The following is a 25183-nucleotide window of genomic DNA, read 5'->3' on the forward strand; positions in this document are numbered from 1 at the left end:
TCAGCACATAGTTCTGGTGGTTAAGTGTCCCTCACGCAGGTGGGTGATCGCGAAAGGGGCTGGTGATAGTGCCGGAGCCGAGGCCTTGGCAGGCCGCGAGACCGCACGTGGTGCGGGCCGCGGGCGCCGTACGCCCCCGTCTGGCGCGCCTCACCCGGGCCGCCGGGCCCCGGACCGCACGGGCCGCGAAGCCGCAGCTCGCCCGGGTCATGAGGCCGAAGACCTGGCAGTACACCGCCGGTGCCGCCACCGCCGGGCTGGCTCTCGCCGCCGGTGTGGTGACCGCCGCCGGCCCCTGGGACTCCACGGGGCAGCGTACGGCCGAGCGGGACCGGGCCGCCGCCCTGGATCGTGCGGGTGGCACAGATCACGGTGGCGGGCCCGGGGCCTCCGGTACGGCGTCCGGTTCCCCCCGTCCCGCGCCCAGCGCCGGTGCCGTACTGGCCGGCCTCGGCGGCGCCGCCACCCCGGGCGGCGTCGGGGCGGCACCCGGCGACAAGGCCCTCGCGGATCTCCGGGACCTCCTCGATCCCCTCCTGAAGGACGACCCCGCACTCGGCGAGCGACGCGCGGCGGCCGTCGTCGACCTCACCACCGGCGAGCGCCTCTACGGCCTCGGCGCCGACGACCCCCTCGTCCCCGCCTCCACCACCAAGATCGCCACCGCCGTCGCCGCCCTCACCGCTCTCGGCCCCGACCGCCGCCTCACCACCCGCACCGCACTGGAGACCGACACCGGCGAACTCGTCCTGATCGGCGGGGGCGACCCCACCCTCACCGCTCGCGAGGCCCCCCGAGGCCTCGCGAGCCTGCGCACCCTCGCCGAGAGGACCGCGGCCGCCCTGAAGAAGCGGGACGTGCGCAAGGTGACGCTGTCGTACGACACGACGCTCTACGCCGGTACGGAGACGCACCCGATCGGAGTCAACGAGAACCTCGCGCGCGTCACCGCGCTGATGGCCGACGAGGGCCGCGCCGACGACTCCACCAGCGGCCCCGCCCCGCGCGTGCCCGACCCGGCCGCCGACGCCGCCCGCGCCTTCGCCGGTTTCCTCGAGCAGCACGGCGTCACCGCGTCGGTCCCCGGCCCCTCCAAGGCCACGGGCCGCGCCGACACCCTAGCCACGGTCTCCTCGCCCCCGCTGTCGGCCCTGGTCGAGCGGATGCTGACCAACAGCGACAACGACCTCGCCGAGGCCCTGGCCCGGCACACCGCCGCGGCCACCGGCAAACCCGCCGACTTCGACGGGGCGGGCGCCGCCGTCACCGCCCGCCTGAAGCAGCTCGGCCTGCCGGTGCGCGGCGCGCGGTTCCACGACGGCAGCGGCCTTGACCGCACCGACCTGCTCACCGCCGACCTGCTCACCGCCCTGCTGACCGAGGCGGCCGACCCGTCCCGCCCCCAGCTGCGCCCGGTGCTCACCGGCCTGCCCGTCGCCCACTTCACCGGCACCCTGGCCGGCCGTTACACGGACGGCGCAGCGGGCCTCGTCCGCGCCAAGACGGGCACCCTGACCGGCGTCAACACCCTCGCGGGCACGGTGGTCACCCCCGACGGCCGCCTCCTGGGCTTCGCCTTCCTGGCCCGCGGCACGACAGACCCGTGGGCGGCCCAGTCGGCCCTGGACCGTGCGACGACCGGCCTGGCGTCCCGGACGCCGTAGCCGCGCGGCGCCGTCCCCTCCGCACCCGCGCGGACCTGGCACAGCTGCGCGCCCTCGCCCCCGAGGACGTCAGCCCCCCCACCGCACCGCCGGTCACAGCCTGCCCCAAGCGGCAGCGCTCCCGTACCGTTGACGCATGACGAGCATCGGCGCACATTCCGGCATGGTCGACTGGAACCTCGCGGTGGCGACCGCGACCCGGCTCGTACGGCCGGGCCCCGAGGTGAGCCGCGACGAGGCCAGGGCCGTCGTCGCGGAGCTCCGCCGCCATGCGAAGTCCTCGGAGGAACACGTCCGGGGCTTCACCCGTATGGCCACCGACGAGGCCCACGACACCCCCGTCCTCGTCGTCGACCGCCCGGGGTGGGTGCGGGCGAACGTCGCCGGGTTCCGGGAGCTCCTCAAGCCCCTGCTGGAGAAGATGCAGGAGCGGCGCGGCGGTGGCGCGGGCAACGCGGTCCTCGGCGCCGTCGGCGGCAAGGTCACCGGCGTGGAGCTGGGCATGCTGCTGTCGTTCCTGTCCTCCCGCGTCCTCGGCCAGTACGAGACGTTCGCCCCGGCCACCCGCGAACTCCCGGCGGGCGCGGGCGGCGGCGGCCGGCTGCTGCTGGTCGCGCCGAACATCGTGCACGTGGAGCGGGAACTCGACGTCCAGCCGCACGACTTCCGCCTGTGGGTGACCCTGCACGAGGAGACGCACCGCACCCAGTTCACCGCGGTGCCCTGGCTGCGCGACCACCTGGAGGGCGAAATCCAGTCGTTCCTCGCGGAGACCGACGTCGACCCGATGACCGTGCTCGAACGGCTCCGCGAGGCCGCCCAGACCCTCGCCGGCGGCCCTCCCGAGGCGGAGGAGGACGACGGCGGCCGGTCGCTGGTGGAGCTGGTGCAGACCCCGGCCCAACGGGAGGTCCTCGGCCGCCTCACCGCCGTCATGTCCCTCCTGGAGGGCCATGCCGACTTCGTCATGGACGGGGTCGGCCCGGCGGTCGTGCCGAGCGTCGGGGAGATCCGCGAGAAGTTCCAGCAACGCCGCGCCAAGGGCGCCTCCCGCCTCGACATGGCGCTGCGCAAGCTGCTCGGCCTGGACGCCAAGCTCCGCCAGTACCGCGACGGCGAACGCTTCGTGCGGGCCGTCGTCGACGAGTGCGGCATGGACGGCTTCAACCGCGTCTGGACCTCGCCCAACACGCTGCCCACCAAGTCGGAGATCGCCAAACCGGCGGACTGGATCGCGCGGGTGCACCGCAAGCCGGAGGCGTGAGCCCCGCGGGCGGGGCGTGAGCGATTCCGGCCGACGGCAGGCAAACGCCCCTTCAATCACCCGTCCGAGGGACCGTGAGCCTTCGGCAGGCGTGCGATGCTCAGGGAACGGCCCGTTTCTGTCACCATCTACACACTCTGTGTGACCGAACCTCGGGCTCACCCCCGACAACTTCATGAAGGGCACCGGACATGGGTCCCCATCCTGCGGTCGCGGCGATACGCCTGGCGGTCCGCCGCGTCCTCCACGACATCCTCATCGAACTGAACACTCCGGCCGGCGTCCCCGCCGCGACGGCCGCCGAACGAACGCCCGAGCGCCCGCCGTCACCGCTCGTGCTCGTGGCGTGCTCAGGCGGCGCCGACTCCATGGCGCTCGCGTCCGCCCTCGCCTTCGAGGCCCCCCGCCTCGGCATCCGCGCCGGCGGCGTCACCGTCGACCACGGGCTGCAGAGCGGGTCCGACCTGCGCGCCGAAGAGGTCGTCCTGCGCCTGCGCGAACTCGGCCTCGACCCCGTGGAGGCCACCGCCGTGACCGTCGGCCGCGCGGGCGGGCCCGAAGCCGCCGCCCGGGACGCCCGCTACGCCGCCCTGGACGCCGCCGCCGCCCGCCACGGGGCCGCCGCCGTCCTGCTCGGCCACACCCGCGACGACCAGGCCGAAACCGTCCTGCTGGGCCTCGCCCGCGGCTCCGGCATCCGCTCCCTGTCGGGCATGGCCGCGGTCTCGGGGGCCGACGGCCGTTACCGGCGCCCCTTCCTCCAGGTCGACCGCCAGACCGCCCGCAAGGCCTGCATGGTCCAGTCCCTGCCCGTCTGGGACGACCCGCACAACGCCGACCCCGCCTACACCCGCTCCCGGCTGCGTCACGAGGGCCTGCCCGCCCTGGAGAAGGCCCTCGGCAAGGGCGTCGTCGAGGCCCTCGCCCGTACGGCCCAGCTCTCCCGGGACGACGCCGACGCCCTCGACACCTGGGCCCGCCAGGCCGAGGCCGGCGTCCGCGACGCCACCGGCGTCCTGGAGTGCGCCAAGCTCTACGCCCTGCCGCCCGCCGTCCGCCGCCGGATCCTGCGCCGCGCCGCCATCGAGGCCGGTTCACCGGGCGGTGGCCTGTTCGCCCGCCACATCGAGGAAGTCGACCGGCTGATCACCGGCTGGCGCGGTCAGGGGGCCATCAACCTCCCCGGCAAAGTCGTCGCCCGGCGCCAGGGTGGCAGACTGGTGATTCGGCAAGGCTGAATCCGGGCCCTCCCTCCGATCCGCGCACGGATCGCCGGGATGCTGCGGAGTGGCCGGTGGGACGACCGAAAGTGATGCGGGTGGACGCGAACGACATGGGTGCCGACCTCGAGAAGGTACTCATCACCAAGGAAGAGATCGACGCGAAGCTGGCCGAGCTGGCCGCGAAGATCGACGCGGAGTACGCGGGCAAGGACCTGCTCATCGTCGGTGTGCTCAAGGGCGCCGTGATGGTCATGGCCGACCTCGCCCGGTCGCTGTCCACCCCCGTCACGATGGACTGGATGGCGGTGTCGTCGTACGGCGCGGGCACCCAGTCCTCCGGTGTGGTGCGGATCCTCAAGGACCTCGACACCGACATCAAGGGCAGGCACGTCCTGATCGTCGAGGACATCATCGACTCAGGCCTCACCCTGTCCTGGCTGATCTCCAACCTCGGCTCGCGCGAGCCCGCCTCCCTCAAGGTGTGCACGCTGCTGCGCAAGCCCGACGCCGCGAAGGTCGCCATCGACGTGGAGTGGGTCGGCTTCGACATCCCCAACGAGTTCGTCGTCGGGTACGGCCTCGACTACGCCGAGAAGTACCGCAACCTCCCGTTCGTCGGTACGCTCGCGCCCCACGTGTACGGCGGCTGACACGGCCGGTACGGGCTTCACGGCGTTTCGGCCGGCGGACCGGGAACCCCCGGGGCCCTCGCGCCGTTGGAGCATGCAGACGGGACGTCAGCCCTCCCGTGCGGCTGAGGGCCGCCGCGCTGGGGTACCGTCGGAAGAACTGTCTTATCAAACTCACTATGGCAGGAGGGACGGGGCGACACCGCTCCGTGTGGATGGACGTGAAGCGATACTTCCGTGGGCCAATCATGTGGATCGTGCTGGCCGTCCTTGCCGTGGTCGTGTTGATGCAGGTCGTGGGCTCGTCCGGCGGCTACAAGACGGTGGACACCGGCCAGGTCGTCCAGGCGATCAACGACAACAAGGTCGAGTCGGCCAAGCTGACCACCGGCGACGAGCAGACCATCAAGGTGCAGCTCAAGGACGGCACCAAGGTCGAGGACAGCTCGAAGATCCAGGCGAGCTACATCGGCGACCAGGGCGTGACCCTCGCCAACACACTGCAGAACAAGTACCAGGACAAGCAGATCCCCGACGGCTACACGGTGTCGCCGTCGAAGCAGAACCCGTTCGTCGGGATTCTGCTCTCCCTGCTGCCGTTCGTCCTGATCGTGGTCGTCTTCCTGTTCCTGATGAATCAGATGCAGGGCGGCGGCTCCCGGGTCATGAACTTCGGCAAGTCCAAGGCGAAGCTCATCACCAAGGACACCCCGAAGACGACGTTCTCGGACGTCGCGGGATCGGACGAGGCCGTCGAGGAACTCCACGAGATCAAGGAGTTCCTGCAGGAGCCGGCCAAGTTCCAGGCCGTCGGCGCCAAGATTCCCAAGGGCGTGCTGCTGTACGGCCCGCCCGGCACCGGCAAGACCCTGCTCGCGCGTGCCGTCGCGGGTGAGGCGGGCGTGCCGTTCTACTCGATCTCCGGTTCCGACTTCGTCGAGATGTTCGTCGGTGTCGGTGCCTCCCGAGTGCGCGACCTGTTCGAGCAGGCCAAGGCGAACGCGCCGGCCATCGTCTTCGTCGACGAGATCGACGCGGTCGGCCGTCACCGCGGCGCCGGCCTCGGCGGCGGTCACGACGAGCGCGAGCAGACCCTGAACCAGCTGCTCGTCGAGATGGACGGCTTCGACGTCAAGGGCGGCGTGATCCTCATCGCCGCGACGAACCGGCCCGACATCCTCGACCCGGCGCTGCTGCGCCCCGGCCGTTTCGACCGGCAGATCGCCGTCGACCGTCCGGACATGCAGGGCCGTCTGGAGATCCTCAAGGTTCACCAGAAGGGCAAGCCGGTGGCGCCCGACGTCGACCTGTCGGCCGTCGCCCGCCGTACGCCCGGCATGACCGGTGCCGATCTCGCCAACGTGCTGAACGAGGCCGCTCTGCTGACGGCCCGCAGTAACCAGAAGCTGGTCGACAACCACATGCTGGACGAGGCGATCGACCGTGTGGTCGCGGGCCCGCAGAAGCGGACCCGGATCATGTCGGACAAGGAGAAGAAGATCACCGCGTACCACGAGGGCGGTCACGCCCTGGTCGCGGCGGCCTCACCGAACTCCGACCCGGTCCACAAGATCACGATCCTGTCCAGAGGCCGCGCTCTCGGGTACACGATGGTGCTCCCGGACGAGGACAAGTACTCGACCACGCGCAACGAGATGCTCGACCAGCTCGCCTACATGCTGGGCGGCCGTGCGGCCGAGGAGCTCGTCTTCCACGACCCGACGACGGGTGCGGCCAACGACATCGAGAAGGCCACCGGCCTGGCCCGGGCGATGGTCACGCAGTACGGCATGACCGAGCGTCTCGGTGCGATCAAGTTCGGTGGCGACAACACCGAGCCGTTCGTCGGGCGTGAGATGGGTCACCAGCGGGACTACTCGGAAGAGGTCGCCGCGCTGGTCGACGAGGAGGTCAAGACGCTCATCGAGACGGCGCACAACGAGGCCTGGGAGATCCTGGTCGAGAACCGCGACGTCCTCGACAACCTCGTCCTCGCGCTGCTGGAGAAGGAGACGCTGGGCAAGGAGGAGATCGCCGAGGTCTTCGCCCAGATCGTCAAGCGCCCGGCCCGGCCCGCCTGGACCGGTTCCTCCCGCCGTACGCCCTCGACGCGTCCGCCGGTGCTCTCCCCGAAGGAGCTCGCACTGACGAACGGGGCGAACGGCGCGACGGCCGCGATCTCCACCACCAAGAGCACCACGGTGGAGCCCGCTCCGGCACCGGAACGGGCACCGGAGGACCGCCCGGAGAGCTGACCAGGTCACCTCCGGCGGCCCACCAGGCCCGGAATGTGTGCCGTGCCCCCCAGGTTCTAGCCTGGGGGGCACGGCATTTCCGTATGCCGACCGCAGGACGGATCAGGAACGAGGCACCAGATGACCGACCCCGTGACGTTGGACGGCGAGGGCAGGATCGGCGAGTTCGACGAGAAGCGGGCCGAGAACGCCGTACGCGAACTGCTGACCGCGGTCGGCGAGGACCCGGAGCGCGAGGGTCTCAGGGAGACTCCGGCGCGAGTGGCGCGGGCCTATCGGGAGCTCCTGGCGGGACATACGCAGAAGCCCGAGGACGTACTGACGACGACGTTCGACATCGGGCATGACGAGATGGTCCTGGTGAAGGACATAGAAATCGTCAGTCTGTGCGAACACCACATGCTGCCGTTCCATGGCGTGGCCCACATCGGGTACATCCCGGCAGCGAGTGGCAAGATCACGGGTCTGTCGAAGCTCGCGCGGCTGGTTGAGGTCTTCGCCCGCCGTCTGCAGGTGCAGGAACGTCTCACCACGCAGGTCGCCGACTCCCTCATGCGGATACTCGAGGCCCGGGGCGTGATCGTCGTGATCGAGGCGGAGCACATGTGCATGTCGGTACGCGGGGTGCGTAAACCGGGTGCCAAGACCACGACGTCGGCGGTGCGCGGTCAGCTCCGGGACGCCACGACCCGAGCCGAGGCAATGAGCCTGATCGTGGCCCGCTGACCTGGGTGTCAGCGGTGCCCGGTCCCGTCCTCGCAGGGACGGACGGCTTGCTCACGGTGGTCCGCAGCCGCGCCTCGTGAACCGGGTACGTCATACCGTCGGCGCCGCCCCCGTGCCGTCGTGTTCGTCGTCCTCCGGGAGCTTGCAGACCCGCTCGAGGAAGACCGCCGCCGCTATCACGCCGATGCCCGCCACGACCGAGAAGCCGGCGTAGACGGCCTGGTCGCGGCGGGCCGGGATGTCGAGGTACTCCAGCAGGAAGACGCCCGTGCCGCCGTACATACCGGCGACGAGGGCCGCCACCAGGGCGCTGGCCTGGCCGAAGACGACGGCACGGGCCGCCATCATCGGATCGACGCCCTTGGCGTCCGGGACCCGCTCCCGCTGGGCCTTCAGGCGGGCGCGGATCGAGAGCGCCGTGGCCAGCAGGATCACCGCGATCAGGGCGAGGACGACGGGCGCGGCCAGGGGGACGCTCGGGAGGGTCCCGACCGAGTTCCACAGGCGCGCGCCGGCCCAGGACAGAGTCCCGGCGATGACGAACACGCCGGCCAGCACCCTGATGCGCAGCTCTTTCACGGTGTCCCGGTGTCCCTTCGGTTCCCCAACGTGGTCGTTCTGACCTCGTCGACCTTAACGACTACTCGGGCAGCCGGAGTTCCAGGTCGGTGCGGGGCGCGATCCCGTCGCGGGTGACGGCCTCCAGGAGGTCGGCGACCGTGCCCTGTCCGGGCAGCCGGGCCTCGGGCTCCACGTCCAGCCAGGGGGCGAGGACGAAGGCGCGTTCGTGGGCGCGCGGGTGGGGGAGGGTGAGCTGCGGGTCGTCGGAGACGACCTCGGCGTAGGCGACGATGTCGACGTCCAGGGTGCGCGGCCCCCAGTGCTCGTCACGGACCCGGTGGAAGGCCTCCTCGACCGCGTGCGCGCGCTCCAGCAGGGAGGCCGGGGGCAGGGTGGTCTTCAGGACCACGACCGCGTTGAAGTACGACGGCTGGCTGCCGGGGTCGACGCCCCACGGCTCCGTCTCGTACACCCGGGAGACCCCTTTGACGCGCACACCCGGGGTGTCCTCCAGGGCGTCGATGGCCCCCTGGAGGGTCTCCAGCCGGTTGCCGAGGTTGGCGCCGAGGGCGATCACGGCGCGCTTGGGGTTGGAGAGGGTGGTGTCCGCGGCGTCGACCTGCTCGATGACGGAGGCCGGCACGGGCTGTACGGTCGGGTCGCTGGAACCCGGGGCGAAGGGGGCGCTCATACACGGCTCCGGACGATGGTGACGGTCACGTCGTCGAAGGGCACGGTGATCGGCGCGTCCGGCTTGTGGACGCAGACCTCGACCTCCTCGACCCCTTCGTGCTTCAGACAGACCTGGGCGATGCGCTCGGCGAGCGTCTCGACGAGGTTGACGGGCTCGCCCCCGACGACGGCCACGACCTCCTCGGCCACGATGCCGTAGTGCACGGTCTTCGCCAGGTCGTCGTCGGCCGCGGCCGGTCGGGTGTCCAGTCCGAGGACGATGTCCACGAGGAAGGTCTGGCCGTCCTCGCGCTCCCTGGGGAACACACCGTGGTGCCCACGGGCCTTCAGGCCGCGCAGCGCGACACGATCCACGCGAATCACTCCTGCAGTCGTCGGTTCGGCCGGTCGTACCACGTGCGGGCGGTACGGCGACCCCAGTCGAATCTACCCGCGGGCACTGACAGCACCGGGCCACGGGGTGCGGGGCCGGGCGGAGGGCCGACAGGTTTCACCGTGCGTTCTCCCTGGCGGCCCCGGTGGATCACGGGTTGGTAGCCGCCCATACCCGGCGGTCCGTGATTCCAACCACTTCTCCCTCGGCCGGCTCAGGCAGGGGTGTCCTCGCCGTCCTCGTCCTCGGTCTCGGCGAGTACGGGGGAGGCGTGGTGCGACCAGATCTTCCAGCCGGCGGGTGTGCGCCGGAACGTGTTGGTGGCGACCACGAGCTGGCCGACGAGCGGCCCGAGCTCCTCGCCGCCGTCGGGGGCGGGGCCGCCGCTCAGGATGTTCTCGGTGCAGGTGACCAGGGCGGTGTCGCCGGTGACGGAGACGTGCACGTCGGTGAGGAAGAACTGGATGTAGTCGGTGTTCGCCATGATCAGGGCGTAGGAGCGCAGGACCTCGCCGCGGCCGGTGAGCACCGGCCAGCCGGGGTGCACGCAGGAGACCACACCGGTGTCGGCCGGGTCGTGGTACGTCTCGTCGACGCCCAGGTCGGAGGGGGCGAGCCAGAACTCGGAGACCTTCTCGAAGTCACCCTCCTCCAGCGCCTCGTAGAAGGCGGTGTTGGCGGCCTCGACCTGTTCGACGTCGAGGTGCGGCGCGTTCACCGGGCGCCTTCGACGGCGCGGGCGACCCGTACGGCGTCGGCGGTGGCGCGGACCTCGTGCACGCGTACGGCCCAGGCGCCGGCGTGCGCCGCGAGGGCGGAGACCGCGGCGGTGGCCGCGTCGCGCTCACGCGCGGGAGGCGGGGCCGCCCCCGGGCCGGCGAGGACCCGGCCGAGGAACCGCTTGCGGGAGGCGGCGACCAGCAGGGGGTGGCCGAGGCCCAGCAGGCGGTCGAGGTGGGCGAGGAGGACGAGGTCGTGCTCGGCGTCCTTGGAGAAGCCGAGGCCGGGGTCGACGACCACGCGGTCGGGTGCGATGCCGCCCTCAAGAACCGTCTCCACGCGCGCGTGGAGCTCGGTGACGACCTCGGTGACGACGTCGCCGTAGACGCCCCTGACGTTGCCGCCCTCCAGCAGACCGCGCCAGTGCATGACGACGAAGGGGGCGCCCGCGTCGGCGACGACCGGGATCATCCGGGGGTCGGCGAGGCCGCCGCTGACGTCGTTGACCAGGGCGGCACCGGCGGAGAGGGCCTGCTCGGCGACGGAGGCGCGCATGGTGTCGACGGAGACCGTGACGCCCTCGGAGGCCAGGCCGCGCACGACCGGGACGACCCGGCGGAGTTCTTCGTCCTCGTCGACACGGGTCGCGCCGGGGCGGGTGGACTCGCCACCGACGTCCACCAGGTCGGCGCCCTCGGCGACCAGGTCGAGGCCGTGCTTGACGGCGGCCGTGGTGTCGAAGAAGCGGCCGCCGTCGGAGAAGGAGTCGGGTGTCACGTTGACGACCCCCATGACCGCGCAGCGGTCCCATGCGGCCAGTCCGGCGAGGTGACGTCGGCGGCCGGTCTGCTTGCTCATGTGTTCAGCGTAGGCGGTGGCCTCTGGCGGCGGTGCGGGGTGCCCGCGGCGGCCTGAGCGGGTTCGGTGGGAGTGCGCAGTGCCCGCGGCGGGTGTCGGGCGGGTGCCCGGCGCAGCGGCACCGGCCGACCGGGCCGCGTCACCCACCCCCGCCGGACGACCCGGTACCACCGCCCCGCCTGCCGTACCGGTCACGCCGCCCGTTCCGTCACGCGGTGCACGCAGGGTCGACGCGAGGACTTCCGGTGTCGCAGGAATCGCGGCAGCGGCACCGTGAGGGTGACGAACCCCTCCGCCTGCATCGCCGCGAAGCCGATGCGGGGGAGGTCGGCGGAGCGGCGGTACACGACGAAGCGCGGCTCCCACCGGGGCCGGAACTTCGCGTTGAACCTGTACAGGGACTCGATCTGGAACCACCGGGACAGGAAGACCAGCAGTCCGCGCCACGCGCGGAGGACCGGGCCCGCGCCGATCTTCTCGCCCCGGGCGAGCGCCGCGCGGAACATGGCGAAGTTCAGCGAGACCCGTGCGATGCCCAGCTTCGGGGCGGCCTGGAGCGCGGCCACGATCAGGAGTTCGTTCATGCCGGGGTCGGCCGCGCGGTCGCGGCGCATGAGGTCCAGGGAGGCTCCGTCCGAGCCCCACGGCACGAAGTGCAGGACCGCCTTCAGGTCGCCGTACTCGCCGGGCCCGGTGTCCTGCTTGTGTGCCGTCGCGATCAGGCAGTCGCCGTCGGCCGGGTCGCCGACGCGGCCCAGGGCCATGGAGAAGCCGCGCTCGGTGTCGGTGCCGCGCCACGCGTCGGCGGCGCGGCGGACGCGGTCCAGTTCGGCGTCGGAGAGGTCAGCCACGCGCCGTACCCGGGTCTCGTAACCGGCGCGCTCGATGCGCTTGACCATCTGGCGCACGTTGCGCATCGCGCGGCCGGCGAGGGAGAAATCCGCGACGTCCACCACCGCCTCGTCGCCCAGTTCGAGCGCGTCCAGCCCGGTCTCACGGGTCCACACCTCGCCGCCGGTCTCGGAGCAGCCCATGACGGCCGGGGTCCAGGAATGGGCACGGGCCTCGTCCATGAAGCGTTCGATGGCGCCCGGCCAGGCCTCCACGTCACCGATCGGGTCGCCGCTGGCCAGCATCACCCCGGAGACGACGCGGTAGGTGACGGCGGCCTTGCCGCTGGGGGAGAAGACCACGGCCTTGTCCCGGCGCAGCGCGAAGTGGCCGAGGGAGTCCCGGCCACCGTGCCGGACGAGGAGGGCGCGCAGACGCGTCTCGTCGTCCTCGGTGAGGCGGGCCGCGGGGTGTTCGGGACGGAAGGCCAGGTAGATGGTGGTCATCGCGGTCAGCAGGCCGAGGGCGCCCAGGGAGAAGGCGACCGTCCAGGAGGTGGTGCCCCGGTAGTCGACCGGCCCCTCGACGCCGAACAGGCCGTAGACGACGTGGGTGATGCGGTCGGCCAGGCTCGGGTCGCCGAGCATGCCGCGCGGGTGGGCGTTGACGACGAGCAGTCCGAGGACCAGCGAACCGGCGCCCATGAGGACGAAGTTGGCCAGGGCCCGCCAGCGGCTGCGCGGGTCGGGCAGGGCCGCGAACTGGTCGCGGTGACGCAGCAGGGGCGCCAGCAGGGCCAGGGAGAGCAGTACGCCGAGCAGCGAGTGCCGGTAGCCGAACTGGGCGACGGCGCCCACCGGGAGCAGGGCCACCGCCGCTCGCCACGCCCGGCGTTTGCGGCGCTTGAGCCCGTGCGCGAGCAGCAGGAGCAGCACGCCGGCGCTGAGCGAGAGGGCCGCGGCGAACGGGCCGAACGCACCCGGCAGGACCTCGGCGAGGGCGTGCATACGGCTGTGCCTGAAGCGTGGGAAGACGCCGGCGGCGATGTCCAGCAGGCCGACGAGCGCGCAGGCGCGGCCGACGAGGACCGGCACGTTCTCCGCGCGGGGGCCGCGCGGTACGCGACGTACGCCGGTGGGCCCCGCCGGAACCGCACCCGACATTTCCGCATCTGTCCTGACAGACATCGCACCTGTAGTTCTGCGAGAAGGCGTGGATCCGGGCCCGTTTCGGGCATCCGGCGACATTGCGTCCTCTAGGACGGTGTCTCGGAGGGAGAGGTTCACTCCCTCCGATCGGAAAGCCCGAAGGGGGTCCGGGCGGATGGCCCGAACGGACGCATGGAAAGCGCAGGCGGGTAGCAGGACATGGGTCTCACGAGCGACAAGGTGCTGGCGCTGGCGGTGGCGGCCGGCGTACTGCTGTTCGTCGGCACGGTGTGGCTGTGGCCGCGTCTGGCCCGGCGGAGCGTGCGGGCGGTCCTCGGCCGGGTGGGCCTGCTGTGCGCCACCCAGGCGGCGGTCTTCGCCGCGGTCGGCCTGGTCGCCAACCAGTCCTTCGGGTTCTACGGCAGCTGGGCCGACCTGTTCGGCCGGGAGGACGGTCAGGGTGTGGTCGTGGACCACTCGGCGGGCGGCACCGGCACACCGCTGCGGGTCGTCGGCGACCGGCGGGTGCCCCGGGCCGGCGGGGCGCGGCCCGAAACCGCGGGGCGGATCGAGGAGATAAGGATCGTCGGCCGTACGACGCGGATCGCGTCCCCCGCCTTCGTGTACCTGCCGCCGGAGTACTTCCAGGCCCGGCACCGGGCCCGTACGTTCCCGGCGGCCGTCGTCCTGACCGGCTATCCGGGCACCGCCGAGGCGCTGGTGGACAAGCTCCGCTATCCGGGTACGGCGCTGGAGCTGGCGAAGTCCGGGCGGACGCGGCCGATGATCCTGGTGATGCTGCGGCCCACGGTGGCGCCGCCGCGCGACACGGAGTGCGTGGACGTGCCGGGCGGACCGCAGACGGAGTCGTTCTTCGCGAAGGACCTTCCCGAGGCGGTGGGCGCCCACTACCGGGTGGACGAGGGGCCGCGGAGCTGGGGCGTCGTCGGCAACTCGACCGGTGGCTACTGCGCCCTGAAGCTCGCCGCGCACCATCCGGAGGTGTACGCCGCAGGGGCCGGGCTGTCCGCCTATTACGACGCGCCGAACGACCCCACCACGGGCGATCTCTTCCAGGGCGACCAGGACCGGAAGAACCGGGCGAACCTGTGGTGGTATCTCGGGAACATGCCCGCACCCGACACCTCACTGCTCGTCACCAGCAGCAAGTCCGGCGAGACGAACTACAAGGACACGCTGAGGTTCATCGAGCGGGTGAAGGACAGGAAGCCGACGCGGATCTCGTCGATCATCCTGGAAAGCGGCGGGCACAACTTCAATACCTGGCGGCGGGAGATTCCCGCGGCGCTCCAGTGGCTGGGGGAGCGGCTCGGCGACCGGGACGCGCGGAGGGCCGGATCGCTTCAATGATCTTGAAGTAATTCGCCCGCCATCGAGGGTCGTCGGAGATGTGGATTCCCGGTGCCGTGTGAACACGTCGGAGATGGGCGTGTTTTTACGGGGCGGGGCGCCAAGAATCGCCTACGCGCGGTAAGTTTCTGGCCATGCCACGTGGACGTCACCGTCATTCCCCGCCTCTGCACCGGCTGCTTCCTCCGTCGGCGATCGCAGGCGTCTCCGTCGTCTGCGCCCTCGGCCCCTGGTTGTTCAGCGAGACCGTGATCCTGCGCGTACTGGCCGCGGCCGCCGCGGTGACGGCCGTGGTCGGCGCGGTCGTCATGCGGCACTGGGACACGCAGGCGGGCCGGCGGGTCGCCGACCTCACGCGCGCGCGTGCGAGCGACGAGTGGCGTTTCGAGGAACGGGTCGCCGAACTGGAGTCCGACCTGGAGGAGTCGCGCGAGCTGCGGCAGAAGCTGGAGCACCGGCTGCGGGCCAAGCGCACCGAGCTGGCGGGGCTGCGCAACGAGCACGCCTCGCTGCTGCGCCGCTACGCCACCGCGGAGACCGAGCGGGCCAGCGCGCTGGAGGGCCGCCGCCTGCTCGAGATAGAGGGCGTGCCGCAGGCGCCCGCGCTGCCGGCGGCACGGCCCGCCCCGGCCGAGGAGACGGCGGCGCCCGAGGACGAGGCGACGAGCGAGGAGGGCCGGACCGCCGGAGAGGCTCCCGCGGTGTTCTCGCCCGAGGGTTCCCGGCTGTTCCTGCGCGCGAACGCGGCACTGGCCCGCTTCGACGACGACCCGCCCACCGGCCCGGACGGTGGCGACCGGACCGACGCCCCCGGCGGCTCCGACGTCCCCGACGCCCCCCAAGTCTCCGGTGCTTCGGGCGGCTCCGACGCCCCCCAAGTCACCGGCGACTCCGACTCCGCCTCCGACGACGACGGGGACGGCGGCGGAAGCGGCGGCGGCGAGAGCGCGGCGGCGGCCGGGGCGGCGCGGGAGGACGGGGCGGCGCGGGAGGACGAGACGCAGGGGCGGCCCGAGGCGGCCGACGGCCACGAGCGCACCGCCGCCGCCTCCCCGACGCCCCAGTCCGACGAGCGGCCCGCGCAGCCCACCCAGTCCGCGCAGCCCACCCGGCGGGGCGCGGGGCACTTCACGGTGCCGACCGCGGTGGCCGTCGTACCGGAGACTCCGGCGCGGCGTCCCAGGGTCGAGGGCGGCTTCGACTTCTTCGGCACCAAGGCCCCCGAGGACGCGGCGGACGGTGCCGCCTCGTCCGACGCCGCTCTGGAGACCGTCCAGAACGAGGACCTCGCCGACGTGGTCGGCCAGGAGGCGCTCGCCCTGCACAAGGCCGAGGCCGAGGTGGCCTTCAAGCCGGCCGGCGAGGAGTCCCGGGGGGTGGGTCAGGTGATCGACCTGACGGCCCACGACGAAACCGAGCGGATCGACGTACAGGGACTGCGCAGCGCGGTCTCCTGACCGCGGACCGCGGCCGGGTGGGGCGGGGCCAGGCCGGGCCGGGCCGGGCCGGGCCTCAGACCATCCACCGGTCCGGGAGCGCGTCCCGGCGCCCGGTCCGGGACCGTTCCGCCTGGCTCCGCAGCAGCTCCGCCGCCTCGCCGGCGTCCCGCAGCCGCGCGGTCACGGTCTTGTTCGCCCCCGTGTCCACGTGTACGTCGGCCAGCCCCAGGGCGCGCCGCCAGGGGCCTTGCGTCAGGCGGACGCTCTGGACCTTGGCGTGCGGCACGAGCGCCAGGCTGCGGCGCAGCAGTCCGTACCGGGCGGCGAAGACCGCGTCGGTGACGGCGAGTCCGTGGCCGCGCCACCACAGGGGCCTGCACCGCGCCGCCCGCCGCGGCGGGCGCGACAGCTCAGGGCCCGCCGGCACGGTCACCCCGGGCAGCACCCGCGCGACGACGGACTCGGCGATCTCCCGCGGGGCGACCGGCAGCAGTACGGAGTTCGACGACCCGGCCACGTCCAGCTCCACCCGCACCCAGCCGCGCCGCCGCCACAGCAGCGGCTCCACGATCCGCACGGTCTGCACCCGGCCCGGCGGCACCGTCTCGTGGGCACGGTCCAGCAGGCCGTGATCGATGCGCAGCCCGTCCGGGGACTCGGCCACCGTCCAGTCGTACTCCCCGACGAACCGGCCCGCGCTGCTCGCGCCCGCGGCACCCACCAGGGGGACGGCGGTCGCCAGCACCGTCCACAGGTTGTGGGTGGCCAGCCACAGCAGCGTCGGCACGACGACGGCGGCGAGCAGCGTGCCCCAGGTGGCCCCGGTCAGCAGCAGCGAGACGGCGAGGACGCCGGGCGGCACCCGCAGCAGCTGCCGGGCGGGGGCCTCGCCGACCTCGTGCGCGGTCTCGGGCGCGAAGCCGGCCGCGCGCGCGAGCAGCCCGGCCCGCAGCGCACGCGCCTCGGCGGCGCCCAGGAAGGCCAGCTCGTCCTTCTTGCCGGTGCCTATGACGTCGAGTTTGAGCTTGGCGACGCCCGCGACCCGGGCCAGCAGCGGCTGGGTGACGTCGATGGCCTGGATGCGTTCGAGGCGGATGTGCGCGGTGCGTCTGAACAGCAGCCCGGTACGGATGCGCAGCTCGGTTCCGGTCACCGAGTAGTGGGTGAACCACCAGGTCAGAAAGCCGTACAGGGCGGCGGCCGGGATCAGCACGGCGAGGCCGATCAGCAGGTGGGCCGTGGTGAGCCGGGTCAGCTGGCGCTGTGCCTGGTCGGGATCGTGCACGGCCCAGCCGACGAGCACGGCGACCGGCGCCCACGCCCGCCGCAGGGGCGTGACGGGATGCAGCCGCCGCTCGACGACCTCGTCCGCGGGCGGGGGCGCACCGGTGCCCGGGGGCCCGGCCGTGCCGTCCTCCGGCGCCGTCCCTCCGGCGTCCGCGCCGGTGGTGTCGCGGGCGTTCCCCGTGGCATCGGGCGCGGGGAACGGCGTGCGGGGGACCGGCCCCGTCGCGCGGCCCGGATCTCCGGCCGTGTCGCGCTCCGGCTTCCTCGGCACACCGTCCCCGTTCGCGGCACCGGTTCCGGCAGCGTCCGTCCGGTCCGCCGGGAAGGCCTCCGTGGCACCGCCCTCCGGCCCGCGCACGCCGCCCCCTGGCCTCGTGGTGTCCTCCTCGGCCTCTGGCTTCGTGGTGTCCTCCTCCGCCCCGGGCCCCGTCGTGCCGTTCTCTGCCCCGGGCCCCGTCACAGCCCCGCCGATCGGGCCTCGCCCAGCTCGGTGAGGTGGTCGCGCAGGCGTTCCGCCTCGGCCGGGTCGAGGCCGGGGATGGTCGCGTCGGTCGCGGCGGCGGCCGTGTGCAACTGCACGCTGGCCAGGCCGAAGCGCCGTTCGACCGGCCCCGAGGTCACCTCGACCAGCTGCATGCGCCCGTACGGGACGACGGTCTCCTCCCGCCACAGCACGCCCCGGCTGATCAGCAGGTCGTCGGCGCGCTCGGCGTACCGCCAGGAGCGCCAGTTGCGCCCCAGCATCACCCAGCCCCAGCCCAGCAGGGCCAGTGGCAGCAGTGCCAGGGCGGCCCACAGGGGGTCGAGGAACAGTGGGGGCAGCACGCCCGCGGCGAGCGTCAGCAGACCCAGCCACACCACCAGCAACAGCCGCCGCATGCGCAGCAGCCCCGGTGGCAGGCCGGTCCACACCGGCTCGTCCCGCGCCGGATCCGCCGCCTGCGTCGCCCACGCCGTGCCCGCGTCGTCAGGGCTCCCCGTCTCCATGGGGCCAGCGTACGTAGGGGAGACTGGGTTCATGACTCCCACGACGGAGACCACGGTCGGTATCGGCGGTGCCGCGGAGAGCACCGACATGGTGCTCAACATCGGGCCCCAGCACCCGTCCACGCACGGCGTGCTGCGGCTCAAGCTGCTCCTGGACGGCGAGCGCATCACGAGCGCGGAACCGGTGATCGGCTACATGCACCGCGGGGCGGAGAAGCTGTTCGAAGCCCGTGACTACCGTCAGATCATCATGCTCGCCAACCGCCACGACTGGCTGTCGGCGTTCTCCAACGAGCTGGGCGTCGTCCTCGCCGTCGAGCGGATGCTCGGCATGGAGGTCCCCACGCGCGCGGTGTGGACGCGAACGCTCCTCGCGGAACTGAACCGCGTGCTCAACCACCTGATGTTCCTGGGGTCGTACCCCCTGGAGCTGGGCGGCATCACTCCGGTCTTCTACGCCTTCCGGGAACGGGAGGTCCTCCAGAACGTGATGGAGGAGGTCTCCGGCGGGCGCATGCACTACATGTTCAACCGTGTCGGCGGCCTCAAGGAGGACCTGCCCGCGGGCTGGAGCACGCGCGCGCGTGCCGCCGTCGCCGCCGTGCGTTCGCGCATGGACGTCTTCGACGACCTGGTGCTCGGCAACGAGATCTTCCGGGGGCGTACGCGGGGCGTGGGGACCCTGTCTCCGCAGGCCGTGCACTCCTACGGCGTCAGCGGCCCGATCGCGCGCGCCTCGGGTGTCGACTTCGACCTGCGCCGCGACGAGCCGTACCTCGCCTACGGCGAACTCCAGGACACCCTGAAGGTCGTCACGCGCACCGAGGGCGACTGCCTGGCGCGCTTCGAGTGCCTCCTCGAACAGACGCACAACGCCCTCGCGCTTGCCGACGCCTGTCTGGACCGCCTGGCCGGACTGGAGCCCGGACCGGTCAACCAACGGCTGCCGAAGGTGCTGAAGGCGCCCGAGGGCCACACGTACGCCTGGACCGAGAACCCGCTCGGCATCAACGGCTACTACCTGGTCAGCAAGGGCGAGAAGACCCCGTACCGGCTGAAGCTGCGCTCGGCGTCGTACAACAACATCCAGGCACTGGCGGACCTGCTGCCCGGGACGCTGGTCGCGGACATGGTGGCGATCCTGGGGTCACTGTTCTTCGTGGTCGGGGACATCGACAAGTAGCGCGGCGGCGTCGAGGGGCCCCACCGGCTGGAGCAGCCACCCGAAGTCGCCGAGACCGCCCGGCGCGGTCAGCTCGGCGGCCTGGGAGGCGCTCGCGAGGGCCCGCACGTAGGCCGCCGGATCGGTGGCGGCCAGCGCGAGCGGGGGGCGTGCGCCGGTGACACCGAGAGCGTGCAGGGCTTCGCGCTGGGGGCGCATCAGCGCATCGGGGGGCGTGCACCCCGGCGCGCACCTCGCGGCGGGGGCGGCCGCACACGCGTCCAGCGCGACATGGGCGGTGATGTCGCACGAACCGTCCGGCACCGGGCGGGTCTCCCGTCCCTCCCGGAAGCCGGTGAGCGTCCCGAAAGGCGGGCGGGCGGCCGCCGTGTGCGCGTAGTCGGCGGCCACCGCGAGACCGCCGTCCAGCGCCGACACGGCGGAGGCCCAGGCATCGTCGCGGGGAAGCCCGATCTCCGCCCGCAGCCCCTCCTCGCCGGCCAGCGGCCACCACCGGGCCAGCCACTCGGCCGCCGTGCCGGTCAGCGGCTCCCCGAGCCGCTCGGTCCCGTCGTCCCGGACGAGCACCCGCCGTGCCACCCCCGCGGCGTCCACCTCCGCCGCCTCCACCGGTACGTTGTCCAGCCACTCGTTGGCGAACAGCAGCCCGGTGACGCCCTCCGGCGGCTCCGGGCGCCATCGGACCCGGCGGTCGAGCCCCTCGGGGCGGCCGACGACCTCGACGGCGTACGCGCGCGTGCGGACGGCCACGTCGGCGGGCAGGGCCGCCAGCACCCCGGTGACCAGCTCGCCCCGCCCGGCCGCCATGTCCACGAAGTCCAGCGAACCGGGCCGTCCCAGCGCCTCGTCGACCCGGCACAGCAGCCGCGCCACGGCCCCGGCGAACAGCGGCGAAGCGTGCACGGACGTGCGGAAGTGCCCCGCCGGACCCCCGGGACCCGCACGGTAGAACCCCTGTGGTCCGTAGAGGGCGTCCCGCGTGGCCTCGCGCCATCCCCGCCATTCCTCATGCGTCTCCGGACCCCCGTCAGGCCCTGTCGCCTCCGGAGCTCCGCCTGGCCCTGGCGCCCCTGCCGTCTCTGGTGTCCCTGGTGTCCCTGGTGTCACAAGCCCAGGCTAGGGGCACAGGAGAACGGAGCCTCCACCTTGCGGAGTACGCGCGGGGGATACGGATCGGCCCTCCGGTTGACCCCTGCACCTATTCCACTTCCCTACGCTGGGTTACGTGCAGCGCCTCTACGATTTCCTCCGCAGACACCCGACCGGGGTCGACTGTTTCTGGGCCCTCGTCGTGCTCGGGATCTCCGTGGTCTCTGCGGCGGCCCCGGGGACCCGGGCGGACGGGACGGACGACCTGGCGCTGATCCTCCCCTTCGTGGTGCTGCTCAGCGTCGTGATCGCGCTGCGCCAGCGGACGCCGGAGAGGATGCTGCTGCTCGCCGTCGCGCTCGGCGTGGGGCAACTGGCGCTCGACGTCTCGACGATGCCCGCCGACTTCGCCTTCCTGGTCATCATCTACACCGTGGCCGCGACCGGCGCCCGCTGGGCCTCCCGCACCGCGCTGGCCGCGGGCCTGTGCGCGGCGCCCCTCGCCCAGCTGCGCTGGTCCGGCGGCGAAACGGGCATCGGGACCACCATCGCCGTGACGGTGTTCCAGGCGGTCCCCTTCGCCCTCGCCTGGGTGCTCGGTGACTCCGTCCGCACCCGCCGCGCCTACTTCGCGCAGTTGGAGGAGCGCGCGACCCGGCTGGAGAAGGAGCGCGAGGCACAGGCCAAGGTCGCGGTCGCCGCCGAGCGCGCCCGGATCGCGCGCGAACTGCACGACGTCGTCGCCCACAACGTCTCCGTCATGGTGGTGCAGGCCGACGGCGCCGCCTACGTCCTGGACGCGGCTCCGGATCAGGCGAAGAAGGCCCTGGAGACCATCTCCTCCACCGGCCGTCAGGCGCTCGCGGAGATGCGCCGTCTGCTCGGCGTGCTGCGCACCGGCGAGCACGAGGAGGCCGGCGAGTACGTCCCGCAGCCCGACGTCCAGCAGATCGAGGACCTCGTCGAGCAGTGCAGGACCTCCGGGCTGCCCGTCGACTTCAAGGTCGAGGGCACCCCCCGGCAGCTGCCCAGCGGGGTGGAACTGACCGCGTACCGCATCGTGCAGGAGGCGCTGACCAACACGCGCAAGCACGGCGGCGCCGACGCGGGCGCGAGCGTGCGCCTCGTCTACTTCGACGACGGCCTCGGACTGCTCGTCGAGGACGACGGCAAGGGCGCCCCGCACGAGCTGTACGAGGAGGGCGGCTTCGACGGCCAGGGCCACGGCCTGATCGGCATGCGCGAGCGGATCGGCATGGTCGGCGGAACGCTGGACGCGGGCCCGCGTCCGGGCGGAGGATTCCGCGTCAGTGCGCTGCTGCCGCTCAAACCCGCACACTGACATGCGCGGCCGTACGCGTGTACGGCGTTGACACCTGTCACATCCGGAAGACGAGCCGGAAGAAGAACCGGCGGAACAAGCCGGCAGACCTGGGCTGCCGGAGAACGGAAGAGGCCCCGATGGCGATCCGCGTAATGCTCGTCGACGACCAGGTGCTGCTGCGCACCGGGTTCCGGATGGTGCTGGCGGCCCAGCCGGACATGGAGGTCGTCGCGGAGGCGGGCGACGGCGTCGAGGCCCTCCAGGTGCTGCGCTCGACGGCTGTGGACGTCGTCCTGATGGACGTCCGCATGCCCAAGCTCGACGGCGTGGAGACCACCAGCCGGATCTGCGTGGCCCCGAACGCGCCGAAGGTGCTGATCCTGACCACCTTCGACCTCGACGAGTACGCCTTCTCGGCGCTGAAGGCGGGTGCCTCCGGCTTCATGCTCAAGGACGTACCGCCCGGCGAGCTGCTCGCCGCCATCCGCTCCGTGCACAGCGGTGACGCGGTGGTCGCGCCCTCGACCACGCGCCGGCTCCTGGACCGGTTCGCGCCGATGCTGCCGACCACCGGCCAGGAGGCCGGGCACAAGGAGCTCCAGCGGCTCACCGAGCGGGAGCGCGAGGTGATGCTGCTGGTGGCGCAAGGCCTGTCCAACGGGGAGATCGCGGCGCGGCTCGTGCTGTCGGAGGCGACGGTGAAGACACACGTGGGCCGCATCCTGACCAAGCTGGGCCTGCGTGACCGCGTACAGGTCGTGGTCCTGGCCTACGAGACCGGGCTGGTGCGGGCCGGCGGCGGTAAGGGCTGACGCCGGACGGGCTGTGGTGTACCCGGGCGGGCTGTGGTGCGCCCGGGCGGGCTGCGGGGTGCACGCGGACAGGCTGCGGTGCGCCCGGGCGGGCTGTGGTGTACCCGGGCGGGCTGCGGTACACCCGCACGTGGCCGGTCAGAGCTTCAGCCGGGCCGCGAACTCGCCGACCGCCGCCTTCACGTCGTCGGCCGTCCACTCCAGGCCCGCCGCCTCCACCCCCACCTCGGTGACGGCGATCCCGGGCCCCGCCGGGTCCCAGGGCCGGGAGAAGAGCATCGTCCCGGTCTCCTCGCCCTGCCGGAGCGCGGCCTCGCCCGCGGCGTCGGCGTCACAGGGCAGCCAGACCTGGAACTCGTGGGTGTGCGGCACCTCGGGGTGCACCCGCGCCCACGGCAGCCCGGCCGCGGTGAAGCCCTCGCGCAGCGCGGCGGCCACCACACGCGCGTGGGCCACGTACCCCGGCAGCCGGGGCAGCTCGCGCTCCAGCCCGGCCAGCGCCGACAGCACCGTGGGGAACTGCTGGAAGAGCTGGCCGCCGTACCGGTGCCGCCAGGCCTTCGCCTCCTCGACCAGCGTCCGGGGGCCCGCCAGGGCGGCTCCGCCGTAGCCCTTGAGGGACTTGTAGAACGACACGTACACGCTGTCGGCCAGACCCGCGATCTCGGCCAGGGGGCGGCCGAAGTGCACGGTGCACTCCCACAGGCGGGCTCCGTCGAAGTGCACCACCGCGTCGCGCTCCCGCGCCGCCTCGACGACGTCGGTGAGCTCCTCCCAGGTGGGGAGCAGATAGCCGGCATCCCTGAGCGGCAGTTCCAGCATCAGCGCACCGAACGGCTCCTCGAAGCCGCGCACCTCGTCGGCGGTCGGCAGCCGGGGCTCGCTGGTCACCCGTACCGGGCGCAGCCCGCTCACCCGGCTGAGGGCGTCGCGCTCGTGCACCTCGGGATGAGCGAGCCCGTGCAGCGCGACGGCCGGGTCGCCGGTGCGGCCCGCCCAGCAGCGCAGGGCCACCTGCTGGGCCATCGTCCCGGTCGGGAAGAAGGCGGCGGCCTCGGTGCCGAGCAGGGCGGCGGTCTTCTCCTCCAGGGCCTCCACGATGCCGTTGCCGTACATGTCGGACGGCGCGTCGAGGTCGTACAGCCCGTCGGCTCCGTCCAGCAGGGCGATGCGCTCCCGCAGGGTCGTGATGAAGCCCGGGCGGGCGAGCACCCGCCGCACGTCGCGGTGGACGGCCACGCGTCGTTCGCGAAGGCGTCGGCGGCGTTCCCGTTCCTCCTCCCCGGCCGGTTCCGTTCGTTCCGCCGTACCGCCGCGTGCCGCCGTTTCGCTCATGCGGAGATCATGCCGCGCGGGCGCCGGGGCGGGCACCCGGGTTTTCCCCCGCGTTCCGACACATGTCCACAAGCGCGGGCGCGGGTGTGCCGCTCCTTCACACGGAAACCCACAGGCTGTGGACAACCGGACGGCGCCCGAACCAATCGCGTTAACATGACGAGAAATCGTCCGGTACCCCGAGCGGACTGGAACGGGAAGGCCGCCGTCGCGTGAACACAAGCCCACAGCCAGATCCCAAGGACCGCCCCGCGCGGCTCACCGTAGGCGTCGTCGGCGCCGGACGGGTGGGCCCGGCGCTGGCCGCGTCCCTCCAGCTCGCCGGGCACCGCCCGGTGGCCGTCTCCGGGGTCTCCGACGCCTCCAGAAGGCGTGCCGCGGCCCTGCTCCCCGACGTGCCGCTCATGACGCCCGCCGAGGTCCTCCAGCGCGCCGAGCTGGTCCTGCTGACCGTCCCCGACGACGCGCTGCCCGGCCTGGTGACCGGGCTCGCCGGGACCGGGGCGGTGCGGCCGGGCCAGCTGCTCGTCCACACCTCGGGACGGTACGGCGCGAGGGTCCTGGACCCCGCCCTGCGCGCGGGCGCCCTGCCGCTGGCCCTGCACCCGGCGATGACCTTCACCGGCACCCCGGTGGACGTCCAGCGCCTGGCCGGCTGCGCCTTCGGCGTCACCGCGCCCGAGGAGCTGCGGCTGGCCGCCGAGGCCCTGGTCATCGAGATGGGCGGCGAGCCGGAGTGGATCGCCGAGGACAGGCGTCCGCTGTACCACGCCGCGCTCGCCCTGGGCTCCAACCACCTGATCACCCTGGTCGCCCAGTCCATGGAACTGCTGCGCACGGCCGGCGTGGCGGCCCCCGACCGGATGCTCGGCCCGCTGCTCGGCGCCTCCCTCGACAACGCCCTGCGCTCCGGCGACGGGGCCCTCACCGGCCCCGTCGCGCGCGGGGACGCGGGCACGGTCGCCGCACACATCGAGGAGCTGCGCGAACACGCCCCACAGGCCGTCGCCGGCTACCTGGCGATGGCCCGCGCGACCGCCGACCGCGCCCTGGACCGCGGGCTGCTGAAGGCCGAACTCGCCGAGGACCTGCTCGGGGTACTGGCCGACGGAGCCACGGGGCCCGGCGGCACCGGCGGGGACGGCGGACCGGCGGGGACCGGTGGAGCGGGCGGGGACGGCGGACCTGCGGGGAGCGGTGGTACGGGCGGCACCGGCGGGGACGGCGGACCGGCGGGGAGCGGTGGAGCGGGCGGTGCCGGCGGAACCACCGGCACCGGCGGCACCGACGGAAGTCCCGGCCCCGACGGCACCGACGACCCCGGCACCGACGACCCCGACGGCACCGACGGCACCGACGACCCCGACGGCACCGACGGCACCGACGACCCCGACGGCACCGAGGGAGACGC

Annotated in this window: 21 protein-coding genes and 1 pseudogene; 12 read left to right on the plus strand and 10 right to left on the minus strand. The window is 73.0% G+C overall.

Annotation, left to right across the window (positions count from 1 at the left end):
* The first annotated feature begins 62 nt into the window (after window positions 1-62).
* From dacB to folE, 6 genes are all read left to right on the plus strand, one after another.
* Complete coding sequence (dacB, locus tag ACGFYH_RS23315) at window positions 63-1664, plus strand: D-alanyl-D-alanine carboxypeptidase/D-alanyl-D-alanine-endopeptidase (protein WP_393805087.1); 1602 nt, start codon at window positions 63-65, stop codon at window positions 1662-1664.
* 136 nt (window positions 1665-1800) lie between these two features.
* Window positions 1801-2928, plus strand: a complete 1128-nt coding sequence (locus ACGFYH_RS23320) for a zinc-dependent metalloprotease (RefSeq protein WP_393805088.1) — start codon at window positions 1801-1803, stop codon at window positions 2926-2928.
* 191 nt (window positions 2929-3119) lie between these two features.
* Entirely contained in the window at window positions 3120-4166 is a 1047-nt protein-coding gene (gene tilS / locus ACGFYH_RS23325; RefSeq protein ID WP_393805089.1) for a tRNA lysidine(34) synthetase TilS, read from the plus strand.
* 95 nt (window positions 4167-4261) lie between these two features.
* Entirely contained in the window at window positions 4262-4801 is a 540-nt protein-coding gene (hpt, locus tag ACGFYH_RS23330; protein WP_238696629.1) for a hypoxanthine phosphoribosyltransferase, read from the plus strand.
* Window positions 4802-4995: 194 nt separating this feature from the next.
* Window positions 4996-7035, plus strand: a complete 2040-nt coding sequence (gene ftsH, locus ACGFYH_RS23335; protein WP_393805090.1) for an ATP-dependent zinc metalloprotease FtsH — start codon at window positions 4996-4998, stop codon at window positions 7033-7035.
* 120 nt (window positions 7036-7155) lie between these two features.
* Window positions 7156-7761, plus strand: a complete 606-nt coding sequence (folE, locus tag ACGFYH_RS23340) for a GTP cyclohydrolase I FolE (protein ID WP_393805091.1) — start codon at window positions 7156-7158, stop codon at window positions 7759-7761.
* 90 nt (window positions 7762-7851) lie between these two features.
* Here folE and ACGFYH_RS23345 read toward each other — a convergent pair whose 3' ends face one another.
* From ACGFYH_RS23345 to ACGFYH_RS23370, 6 genes are all read right to left on the minus strand, one after another.
* Complete coding sequence (locus tag ACGFYH_RS23345; protein WP_393805092.1) at window positions 7852-8340, minus strand: DUF3180 domain-containing protein; 489 nt, start codon at window positions 8338-8340, stop codon at window positions 7852-7854.
* Between the two features lie 61 nt (window positions 8341-8401).
* On the minus strand, window positions 8402-9013 hold the full coding sequence (gene folK / locus ACGFYH_RS23350; RefSeq protein WP_393805093.1) for a 2-amino-4-hydroxy-6-hydroxymethyldihydropteridine diphosphokinase: 612 nt from the start codon (window positions 9011-9013) through the stop codon (window positions 8402-8404).
* Window positions 9010-9369, minus strand: coding sequence for a dihydroneopterin aldolase (gene folB / locus ACGFYH_RS23355; protein WP_393805094.1), 360 nt, complete (start codon window positions 9367-9369; stop codon window positions 9010-9012). The genes folK and folB overlap by 4 nt, the downstream gene beginning before the upstream one ends.
* 233 nt (window positions 9370-9602) lie before the next feature.
* Complete coding sequence (locus ACGFYH_RS23360; protein ID WP_393805095.1) at window positions 9603-10106, minus strand: nuclear transport factor 2 family protein; 504 nt, start codon at window positions 10104-10106, stop codon at window positions 9603-9605.
* A complete protein-coding gene (folP, locus tag ACGFYH_RS23365; protein ID WP_393805096.1) occupies window positions 10103-10966 on the minus strand; it encodes a dihydropteroate synthase in 864 nt (287 codons plus the stop codon). Before folP ends, ACGFYH_RS23360 begins: the two co-directional genes overlap by 4 nt.
* A gap of 191 nt (window positions 10967-11157) precedes the next feature.
* The gene (locus ACGFYH_RS23370) at window positions 11158-12960 is read right to left on the minus strand and encodes a phosphatidylglycerol lysyltransferase domain-containing protein (RefSeq protein ID WP_393805097.1); all 1803 of its coding nucleotides are present in this window, start codon (window positions 12958-12960) and stop codon (window positions 11158-11160) included.
* Window positions 12961-13164: 204 nt separating this feature from the next.
* On the opposite strand from ACGFYH_RS23370, the gene ACGFYH_RS23375 reads away from it, so the two are divergent.
* Both ACGFYH_RS23375 and ACGFYH_RS23380 read left to right on the plus strand, forming a co-directional pair.
* On the plus strand, window positions 13165-14316 hold the full coding sequence (locus ACGFYH_RS23375; protein WP_393805098.1) for an alpha/beta hydrolase: 1152 nt from the start codon (window positions 13165-13167) through the stop codon (window positions 14314-14316).
* 134 nt (window positions 14317-14450) lie between these two features.
* Window positions 14451-15773, plus strand: coding sequence for a hypothetical protein (locus tag ACGFYH_RS23380; protein ID WP_393805099.1), 1323 nt, complete (start codon window positions 14451-14453; stop codon window positions 15771-15773).
* A 55-nt stretch (window positions 15774-15828) separates the two neighbouring features.
* Here the strand turns inward: ACGFYH_RS23380 and ACGFYH_RS23385 are convergent, their stop codons facing one another.
* Entirely contained in the window at window positions 15829-17103 is a 1275-nt protein-coding gene (locus ACGFYH_RS23385; protein ID WP_393805148.1) for a PH domain-containing protein, read from the minus strand.
* Between the two features lie 395 nt (window positions 17104-17498).
* A complete protein-coding gene (locus ACGFYH_RS23390; protein WP_393805100.1) occupies window positions 17499-18029 on the minus strand; it encodes a PH domain-containing protein in 531 nt (176 codons plus the stop codon).
* A 31-nt stretch (window positions 18030-18060) separates the two neighbouring features.
* Here ACGFYH_RS23390 and ACGFYH_RS23395 point away from each other — a divergent pair, with 31 nt between their 5' ends.
* Complete coding sequence (locus ACGFYH_RS23395) at window positions 18061-19212, plus strand: NADH-quinone oxidoreductase subunit D (RefSeq protein ID WP_393805101.1); 1152 nt, start codon at window positions 18061-18063, stop codon at window positions 19210-19212.
* On the opposite strand, the gene ACGFYH_RS23400 is transcribed toward ACGFYH_RS23395, so the two are convergent.
* Window positions 19177-20319: an SAM-dependent methyltransferase gene (locus ACGFYH_RS23400; protein ID WP_393805102.1), complete on the minus strand. Its 1143-nt coding sequence runs from the start codon at window positions 20317-20319 to the stop codon at window positions 19177-19179. The genes ACGFYH_RS23395 and ACGFYH_RS23400 overlap by 36 nt on opposite strands.
* Window positions 20320-20437: 118 nt before the next feature.
* Between ACGFYH_RS23400 and ACGFYH_RS23405 the strand changes: the two genes are divergently transcribed.
* Window positions 20438-21643 (plus strand): sensor histidine kinase, encoded by a 1206-nt coding sequence (locus ACGFYH_RS23405; RefSeq protein WP_393805103.1) that lies wholly within the window; start codon window positions 20438-20440, stop codon window positions 21641-21643.
* A 119-nt stretch (window positions 21644-21762) separates the two neighbouring features.
* Window positions 21763-22437: a response regulator gene (locus ACGFYH_RS23410; RefSeq protein ID WP_393805104.1), complete on the plus strand. Its 675-nt coding sequence runs from the start codon at window positions 21763-21765 to the stop codon at window positions 22435-22437.
* A gap of 138 nt (window positions 22438-22575) precedes the next feature.
* Here the strand turns inward: ACGFYH_RS23410 and ACGFYH_RS23415 are convergent, their stop codons facing one another.
* Complete coding sequence (locus tag ACGFYH_RS23415) at window positions 22576-23772, minus strand: threonine aldolase family protein (protein WP_393805105.1); 1197 nt, start codon at window positions 23770-23772, stop codon at window positions 22576-22578.
* 212 nt (window positions 23773-23984) lie between these two features.
* Between ACGFYH_RS23415 and ACGFYH_RS23420 the strand changes: the two are divergent.
* A pseudogene (locus ACGFYH_RS23420) lies at window positions 23985-24902 on the plus strand (Rossmann-like and DUF2520 domain-containing protein); the annotation flags it as partial.
* Between the last annotated feature and the right edge of the window lie 281 nt (window positions 24903-25183).

The sequence above is a fragment of the Streptomyces sp. NPDC048392 genome (genome assembly GCF_043200575.1).
GTDB lineage: Bacteria > Actinomycetota > Actinomycetes > Streptomycetales > Streptomycetaceae > Streptomyces.